This is a genomic window from Pseudoalteromonas sp. TAE79, from assembly GCF_000498015.1.
Taxonomy (GTDB): Bacteria; Pseudomonadota; Gammaproteobacteria; order Enterobacterales; family Alteromonadaceae; genus Pseudoalteromonas.
Map to the genome: position 1 here is coordinate 1 of NZ_AUTL01000272.1, position 1,722 is coordinate 1,722.

The 1,722-nt window shown below is 37.5% G+C and carries 1 protein-coding gene and 1 pseudogene; one reads left to right on the forward strand and one right to left on the reverse strand.

Annotated features, from left to right (window positions below; translation table 11 throughout):
• Positions 1 to 107: 107 nt before the first annotated feature.
• Positions 108 to 1,325, reverse strand: coding sequence for an S-methyl-5-thioribose kinase (gene mtnK / locus L655_RS0122040; RefSeq protein WP_024606299.1), 1,218 nt, complete (start codon positions 1,323 to 1,325; stop codon positions 108 to 110).
• A gap of 129 nt (positions 1,326 to 1,454) precedes the next feature.
• On the opposite strand from mtnK, the pseudogene L655_RS0122045 reads away from it, so the two are divergent.
• Positions 1,455 to 1,722: pseudogene (locus L655_RS0122045) on the forward strand (S-methyl-5-thioribose-1-phosphate isomerase); the annotation flags it as partial.

Below are 1,722 nucleotides of genomic sequence, written 5' to 3' on the forward strand. Positions count from 1 at the left end.
AAGGATGGCTTAAGTTACAAGCCATCCTGGAAGGCTACGATTTAGCAAAATCTCTTGAGTCAGACTTGTGATCAAGAGACAGCTTATAGCGCCTTTTTTAATGTTTGTTAGTTTAACTGGCTTATTAGTAAACTAAAGAATGCTTCTTTGTTGTTGCATGTTTGGGCATTCAAAATAAGTTGCTCGCCTAGTGCTAATGTTTGTTTTTGCACTGTAAGGCGCGCATTGTCATCACTAATACTATCTATATCGCTTACATGCGCAAGCCCAATAGTACGCCTAATTAACTCAGCACCACAGTAACCAACAGCATCTTGCAATACGTTTTTCATAAAGTATTGCGCATAGCCTACTGGCGCTAGTGATTCATCTTTTGTTTTAGTGCGTATTAATTCAAGCCATTGCTGCTCAAATAAACTATAGGTGTCTACGATACAGCTAAGTAAATGTGTTTGGTAATTGCGACGTGCTACAAAGTCATCAATATGCCCTGCTTGTGCGCAGTAATTCAATAGTAAATTACCAATAAAAGAGCCAATATCGAACCCAATAGGTCCAAAAAAACCAAATTCTGGGTCAATCATCTTTGTATTATTACAATCAACAAAAATGCTACCGCTGTGCATATCACCATGAAGTAATGTTTGCGGCTTAGATAAAAAATTAGCTTTTAGTTTTGCTATTTCTAACTTTAATGCGTTGTTTTTTTGTATTGCGTCAACTTCGTTTTGTAGTTGTTTTGGGTAGTTATTGCGTTCGTGCTCAATGTACGGATCGCTAAAAAATAAGTCTTCCGTGATTTGGCAAAGCTCAGGATTAGTAAATTGGCTAACGAGTGCTTTTTTAGTTTGCGCGGTTAAGTAAAAATCTGAATTATAAAAGCCGGTGTGGCTTAAGTAGGTCGCTACATGCTGTGCCAATTTAGGGAATTGCTCTGCATTATTTTGTGCAGTACGCAATATTTGTAAATTACCTAAATCTTCTAAAATAGTCAGGGCTTGTATTTCACTATAATGTAAAACATTAGCAGTATAAGCTGGGCAAATAGCACCATGGTTAAGTAAAACTTGTGCTTCTATACGGGCTCTATCAAGTGTTAATGGCCACGACTCACCCACGCAACGCGCGTAAGGCAGAGCTTGCTTTAAAATAACACTATTGTTTTGCTCATCAGTAATTCTAAATACTAAATTAAGATTGCCATCACCAAACTCATATGCCGATAAGGTTTGTCCGGAATCAAAAAAATTACATTGTTTAGATTCAATTAATGTCGATACGTAATCGATAGCGCGCTGTGCATTAAAAGCAACATACTTAGTCATGGTTTAAATCTCAAAAATCAGCTTTTAAGCATTCTATACTTTTAAATGTTTAGATGTCTACAAGTCTAACTTGAGAGTTATTCAAAGTGGTGTAAAATAACGTTACGCATTTTTAATACCTTAAGCATTATGCAAAACTTAATCGCAAGCAGTTTAAAATATGAAAACGGGTCGCTTAGTATGCTCGACCAATATTTACTACCTCACCAGCAGGTATGGCATCAGTGCCATGATGTAGAAACCATGAAAGAGCTGATCATTAACTTAAAAGTGCGTGGAGCCCCACTTATTGGTTTAGGCGCGAGCTTGTTAGTGGCGTATTTAGCTGAGCAAGGGGTAGTGAAAAGTGAGCTTGAAAAAGCAATCAATGAACTAGAAGCCACTCGTCCAACGGCGG

Excerpts from the sequence above, each read along its gene's own strand:
- mtnK (WP_024606299.1), bottom strand. The coding sequence starts at position 1,325 with ATGACTAAGTATGTTGCTTTTAATGCACAGCGCGCTATCGATTACGTA.